General features: G+C 68.2%; 7 protein-coding genes. 6 read left to right on the top strand and 1 reads right to left on the bottom strand.

Going from position 1 to position 5747, the window contains the following annotated elements:
* The first annotated feature begins 316 nt into the window (after window positions 1-316).
* The 4 genes from KBI52_RS02460 to KBI52_RS02445 are packed head-to-tail and all read left to right on the top strand — an operon-like array spanning window position 317 to window position 2751.
* Window positions 317-856, top strand: a complete 540-nt coding sequence (locus KBI52_RS02460) for a prolyl-tRNA synthetase associated domain-containing protein (RefSeq protein ID WP_210805096.1) — start codon at window positions 317-319, stop codon at window positions 854-856.
* 41 nt (window positions 857-897) lie between these two features.
* Complete coding sequence (gene trxA, locus KBI52_RS02455; protein WP_210805094.1) at window positions 898-1803, top strand: thioredoxin; 906 nt, start codon at window positions 898-900, stop codon at window positions 1801-1803.
* A 29-nt stretch (window positions 1804-1832) separates the two neighbouring features.
* Window positions 1833-2504 carry an LON peptidase substrate-binding domain-containing protein gene (locus KBI52_RS02450; protein WP_173947723.1) on the top strand — a complete coding sequence of 224 codons (672 nt, stop codon included), beginning with the start codon at window positions 1833-1835 and terminating at the stop codon, window positions 2502-2504.
* Window positions 2505-2529: 25 nt separating this feature from the next.
* Window positions 2530-2751: a Trm112 family protein gene (locus KBI52_RS02445; protein WP_173947724.1), complete on the top strand. Its 222-nt coding sequence runs from the start codon at window positions 2530-2532 to the stop codon at window positions 2749-2751.
* A gap of 108 nt (window positions 2752-2859) precedes the next feature.
* On the opposite strand, the gene KBI52_RS02440 is transcribed toward KBI52_RS02445, so the two are convergent.
* A complete protein-coding gene (locus tag KBI52_RS02440; RefSeq protein WP_210805092.1) occupies window positions 2860-3744 on the bottom strand; it encodes a CoA ester lyase in 885 nt (294 codons plus the stop codon).
* 68 nt (window positions 3745-3812) lie between these two features.
* Between KBI52_RS02440 and KBI52_RS33865 the strand changes: the two genes are divergently transcribed.
* Both KBI52_RS33865 and KBI52_RS02425 read left to right on the top strand, forming a co-directional pair.
* Entirely contained in the window at window positions 3813-5507 is a 1695-nt protein-coding gene (locus KBI52_RS33865; RefSeq protein WP_315974864.1) for a serine/threonine dehydratase, read from the top strand.
* A gap of 13 nt (window positions 5508-5520) precedes the next feature.
* The coding region (locus KBI52_RS02425) for a carbonic anhydrase (protein WP_305797868.1) at window positions 5521-5747 on the top strand (227 nt) is incomplete at its 3' end.

Here is a 5747-nt window from a genome sequence, read left to right as displayed (position 1 = left end):
TCGAACCCTCGACCCCAACCTTGGCAAGGTTGTGCTCTACCCCTGAGCTACACCCGCACGCTCCGCGATGCGCGAGGCATCGTTGCGAGGCCGTTGATGTGCCCCAAAACGCGACGCATTGCAAGAGGGGCCTTGAGATCTTTTCCGGCAAACCCTTGAGCCTGCTTCATCCGGTCGCTAGAGCGTCGGACCCAGAAGTGGTCCCACTGTTGAGGTCGATCCGATGCTCCACCCTTTGAAGGGCGCATCGTGCGGAAAACCGGGGTCCACTTTTCCGCACGATGCGCTAGAAGCGCGGCAGATCTGGAGGATCATCTTGGCCCATCTGTCCCCTCAGGAACTCCTGGAGCGCCTGTCCTCGCTTGGCATCAGGACCGAGACGGTCGAGCACGAGCCGGTCTTCACGGTGGCGGAATCGCAGCACGTCAAGGAGCGGATCCCCGGAGCTCACACCAAGAACCTGTTCGTGAAGGACAAGAAGGGGCGCTTCTTCCTGATTTCCGCCAAGCACGACACGGCTATCGACCTCAAGCGTACCCACGAGGTCCTCGGGGCCTCGGGGCGGCTCTCCTTCGGGTCCGCCGAGCAGTTGCGCGCCCTCCTGGGCGTCGAGCCCGGCTCGGTCACCGCCTTCGCCGTGGTGAACGATACGGAAGGCAAGGTCACGATGGTGCTCGATGCTAACCTGATGGAGCACGGGCGGGTCAATTTTCACCCCCTGGTCAATTCCATGACCACCGGGGTGTCGCGGGAGGATCTGGTGACGTTCCTGAGGGCCACGGGACACGATCCGCTCATCCTGCGCCTGCCGGAGCCGCCGGCGGAATTGCCAGACGACGCTCAAGCTCCCATGTAAGGTTTCGTCCTTCCCAACGCCTCTCACCTTTCGAGGATCGCATGCTGTCCGATACCCCCGTCCCCGGAACCTCCTCCGACGATCTCGTGAAGGACACCACCACGGCGGCCTTCCGCCAGGACGTGCTCGCCGAATCCATGCAGCAGCCTGTCCTGGTGGATTTCTGGGCTCCCTGGTGCGGCCCCTGCAAGCAGCTCACCCCGATCCTCGAGAAGGCCGTGCGCGCGGCCGGCGGCAAGGTGAAGCTCGTGAAGATGAACATCGACGAGCATCCGCAGATCGCCGGCCAACTCGGCGTGCAGTCGATCCCGGCCGTCTTCGCCTTCCAGCGCGGGCAGCCGGTGGACGGCTTCATGGGGGCCCTGCCGGAAAGCCAGGTCAAGAGCTTCATCGAGCGCCTGACCGGTCCCCTTGGTCCGAGCGCGGCGGAGGAAATCCTGGCCGAGGCCGACCGCCTGCACGCGGAGGGCGATATCGGCGGCGCGGCCGAGCTCTATTCCGCCGTTCTCGCCCAGGACCCGGAGAACGTGCCGGCCCTGGCGGCTCTCGTGAAGCTGCACGTGGAGGTCAGCGACCTGGAAGGCGCCAAGCGCTTCCTCGCCATGGCCCCGGCGGCGAAGGCCAACGATCCGGCTCTTGCGGGCGCCCGGGCGGCGATCGAGCTCGCCGAACAGGCGGGTTCCCTGGGCGACCTGGCGGACCTTCAGCGGCGGGTCGAGGCCGATCCCATGGACCATCAGGCCCGCTTCGACCTGGCCGTGGGCCTGAACGCCCGCGGACGGCGGGAAGAAGCTGCCGATCACCTCCTTGAAATCGTCCGCCGCGACCGCAATTGGAACGATGACGGCGCACGCAAGCGGCTCGTCCAGTTCTTCGAGGCCTGGGGTCCGATGGACGCGATGACGCTGGCAGGGCGGCGGAGGCTCTCCTCGCTCCTGTTCTCTTGACGCTGTCCAACGCGGTTTAGGAGATCAGGATGGGAATGAACGCGGTATACCGAGGGCCGGAGGATTGCCCATCGGTCGTTCCCGTCTTTCCGCTTCCCGGCGCCCTCCTCCTGCCCCGCGGCCAGATGCCCCTTAACATCTTCGAGCCACGTTACCTGGCGATGGTCGATGAAGCGCTGAAGACCGACCGGATCATCGGCATGGTGCAGCCCGATGCGGACAACGATCCCCTGACGAACGTGCCGAAACTCTACCGGATCGGCTGCGCCGGCCGCATCACCCAGCTCGCCGAGACCGGCGACGGGCGGTACCTCATCACGCTCATCGGCATCTCGCGCTTCCGCATCGAGGAGGAACTGCCGCCGGTAAGCCCGTTCCGCCGGTGCCGGGTGACGTTCGAGCCCTTCACCGACGACTTCACGGCCCGTGCCGGCGAGAACGACGTGGATCGTGCCGGCGTGGTCAAGGCGCTGCGCGACTTCGTCAACGCGGTGCATGTGAAAGTCGATTGGCGGGGCATCGAGGAGGCTCCCAACGAGGCCCTGGTCAACGCTTTGTGCATGATGAGCCCCTTCGGCGTGCGCGAGAAGCAGGCGCTGCTCGAAGCCCCCAACCTGAAGAGCCGGGCCGAGGTGCTGATCGCGCTCACCGAGATCGAGCTCGCCCGCGGCGGCGTCGGGTCCGACTCGACCCTGCAATAGGCAAGCCCATCTTAGGAATGACCACATGGTTCCCGACACCCCGCAATCCGAGACGCCCCAGCCCGTGGAGGCGACGCGGATCGACCCCAAGCTCCTGGAGCTTCTCGTCTGCCCGCTCACCAAGGAAACGCTCGAATACGACGCCGCCCGGCAGGAGCTGATCAGCCGCCGCGCCAAGCTCGCCTATCCGATCCGCGACGGCATCCCGATCATGCTGCCGGAGGAAGCGCGGCAACTGACGGACTGAGTTGTCCGTCGTCCCGGGCGGCGCAAGCGGATCTCGAAACGGGGCCGGCCTCAAGCGCTCTTCAGCATCGACTCCCGGACACCCGTCGCGCCACGTCCGCCCTGACAATCACACGGGCCGGGCGGCAATCGCGTCCGCCAGCGCCAGCGTCCGTTTCGCCATCTCGGCATGCAACCGTTCGACCATGCGGCCATTCAGGCTGATGGCTCCCTTGCCCGCATTCTCCGGCTCATCGAAGGCCTCGACGATGGTCTTCGCCGTCTCGACCTCGTCGCGGGATGGCGCGAAGATGTCATTGGCGGTGGCGATCTGGTCGGGATGGATCAGCGTCTTGCCGTCGAAGCCGCCGTCGCGGCCCTGCTCGCATTCCGTACGGAAGCCCTCCGGGTCGGACAGGCTGTTGTAGACCCCGTCGAGGATGTCGATGCCGTGCGCCCGGGCGGCTGCGAGCGCCGTCATCAGCCAGGGCAGCATCGCGGCGCGCCCCGGCAGAAGACGCGCGCGGGTATCCTTGGCGAGATCGTTGGTGCCCATGACGATGCAGTCCAGCCGCGTGTCGACGTCGCGAGCCGCGCTCGCGATCGACTCGGCCCGAAGGATGGCGAGCGGCGTCTCGATCATGGCCCAGACCCTGGTGCGCTCCGCGGCACCGAGCTTGCGAAGGCGCAGGCCGACCGCCGCGAGCGTCTCGGCCGTGGAAACCTTCGGCACGAGAATCGCGTCGGGCGCCGCCGCGACGGCGGCCGCGAGATCGGCCTCGCCCCAGGGTGTGTCGAGCGCGTTGATGCGGATCACGAGCTCCCGCCGGCCGTAGCCGCCGGCCTGCACGGCCGCGCAGACCTGCTCGCGCGCCTGTGTCTTCAGATCGGGCGCGACCGCATCCTCGAGGTCGAAGATCACCCCGTCGGCGGCGAGCGTCTTCGCCTTCTCGAGCGCGCGGAGATTCGAACCGGGCATGTACAGCGCGCTGCGGCGCGGGCGAATCGGGGTCATGGCTTTGTCCTCGGGCGTCCGATCGGTTGTAATGCTCCCGAGGGTGTCGGCAAAGGAGAAGCCGGAGCATGTGGGTCGCAGGAGTCGATGGCTGCCGGGCCGGATGGATCGCCGTGCTGATGCGGGCGGACGATCCGAACGCCCATCGCATCATCACGGTCCCGGCCTTCGCCGCCATCGCGGATGCGCCCGAGCGGCCGGCCGTGATCGCCGTCGACATGCCTGTCGGCCTGCCGGAGCGGACCGAAGGCTCGGGCCGCCTGCCGGAGCAGCTGATTCGCCGCCTCCTCGGCGAACGCCAGTCCTCCGTCTTCGCCATCCCGTCGCGCCGTGCCGTGGAAGCGATGGACTACGCCGAGGCCTGCGCGGTCGCCGCCGCCACCTCGACCCCGGCGCGGAAGGTGTCGCGGCAGGGCTTCGCCATCTTCCCGAAGATCCGCGAGATCGACGCGCTGCTGCGGGCCCGTCCCGATCTGGTGTCCCGCGTCTTCGAGGTGCATCCGGAGCTTGCGTTCTGGGCTCTGAACACGGGCCGGGCGCTCCGCGAGCCGAAGAAGGTGAAGAGCACGCCTCATGGGCCCGGCATGGCGCTTCGCCGCGCTCTTCTCCGGCGATCCGGTCTCCTTCCCGAACCCCTCGTCGCCGCCTCCCCTCCCCGCGGAGCGGCCGAGGACGACCTCCTCGACGCGCTTGCGGGGTTGACGGTGGCGCTCGATCTCGCGACAGGTGGGGGACGATCCTTTCCCGACCCGCCCGGCCGTGACGCGCACGGCCTGCCGGTCGCCATCTGGACGCTCCGCAGGCAGCCCCAAGGTTCAACCATGCCCATCTCCCGCGCCGACATCGAAGCGGCCCATGCCCGCATCGCCCCGCATATCCGCCGCACGCCGGTCCTGAACCTGGGGAGGGCTTTCGGCCACGACGGCCCGGTGAGCCTGAAGCTGGAGTTCCTGCAGCATGCGGGCTCGTTCAAGACCCGTGGCGCTTTCAACACCCTGCTGTCGAACGAGGTGCCGGCCGCGGGCGTCGCGGCGGCCTCCGGCGGCAATCATGGGGCGGCGGTCGCCTATGCGGCGAAGCAGCTGGGCGTGAAGGCGCGCATCTTCGTGCCGGAGATCTCGAGCCCCGCCAAGATCGCCGTCATCCGCTCGCACGGAGCCGACGTGGTGATCGGCGGCGCCCGCTATGCGGACGCGCAGGCCGCCTGCGACCTGTTCGTCGAGGAGAGCGGAGCGCTCCGCGTCCACCCCTTCGGGGCGACGAGCACCATCGTCGGCCAGGGCACGGCGGCTCTCGAATGGGAGCAGGATGCTCCAGGCCTCGATACTGTCCTGGTCGCGGTGGGCGGCGGCGGCCTCATCAGCGGCGTGGCGAGCTGGTGGGCCGGGCGCGTGAAGGTGGTGGGCGTCGAGCCGGAGGGCTCGCGCGCTCTCCATGCCGCGCTCGCAGCCGGGCAGCCGGTCGACGTGGACGTCGATTCGGTCGCGGCCGATTCCCTGGGCGCCAAGAACACGGGCGACCTCGTCTATTCGATCTGCCGCGGGACGGTCGACCACGTGGCGCTCGTCACGGATCCGGCGATCCGCGATGCGCAGCGGCTGCTCTGGCGCGACTACCGCGTCGCGTCCGAGCCCGGTGGCGCGGCGGCACTGGCCGCGCTGGTCTCGGGGGCCTATAAACCGCGCTCAGGCGAGCGCGTCGGCGTGCTGCTCTGCGGCGCCAATGTCGAGCTCGCCAAGCTTGCCGAAATCACCCATCCGTAATGGAAGGACGCCCATGTTCCCGCAACGTCTGACCGAAGGCTACCGCGCATTCCTCGACGAACGCTTCCCGCGCGAGAAGAACCGCTTCGAGACCCTGGCCGAGAAGGGCCAGGCGCCCGAGGTGATGGTGATCGGCTGCTGCGACAGCCGCGTCTCCCCCGAGGTCATCTTCGATGCGAGCCCGGGCGAATTGTTCGTGGTGCGCAATGTGGCGAACCTGGTGCCGCCCTTCGAGACCGG

It is taken from the genome of Microvirga sp. HBU67558 (assembly GCF_018069605.1).
GTDB classification, from domain to species: domain Bacteria; phylum Pseudomonadota; class Alphaproteobacteria; order Rhizobiales; family Beijerinckiaceae; genus Microvirga; species Microvirga terrae.
The sequence above is the reverse complement of the archived record's forward strand: the minus strand, read 5'-3'. Positions and strand labels throughout refer to the sequence as shown.

Bases quoted from the DNA above. Each gene is read 5' to 3' on its own strand.
- trxA (WP_210805094.1), top strand. From the start codon at position 898: ATGCTGTCCGATACCCCCGTCCCCGGAACCTCCTCCGACGATCTCGTG.
- KBI52_RS02450 (WP_173947723.1), top strand. From the start codon at position 1,833: ATGGGAATGAACGCGGTATACCGAGGGCCGGAGGATTGCCCATCGGTC.
- KBI52_RS33865 (WP_315974864.1), top strand. From the start codon at position 3,813: ATGTGGGTCGCAGGAGTCGATGGCTGCCGGGCCGGATGGATCGCCGTG.
- KBI52_RS02445 (WP_173947724.1), top strand. From the start codon at position 2,530: ATGGTTCCCGACACCCCGCAATCCGAGACGCCCCAGCCCGTGGAGGCG.
- KBI52_RS02440 (WP_210805092.1), bottom strand. From the start codon at position 3,744: ATGACCCCGATTCGCCCGCGCCGCAGCGCGCTGTACATGCCCGGTTCG.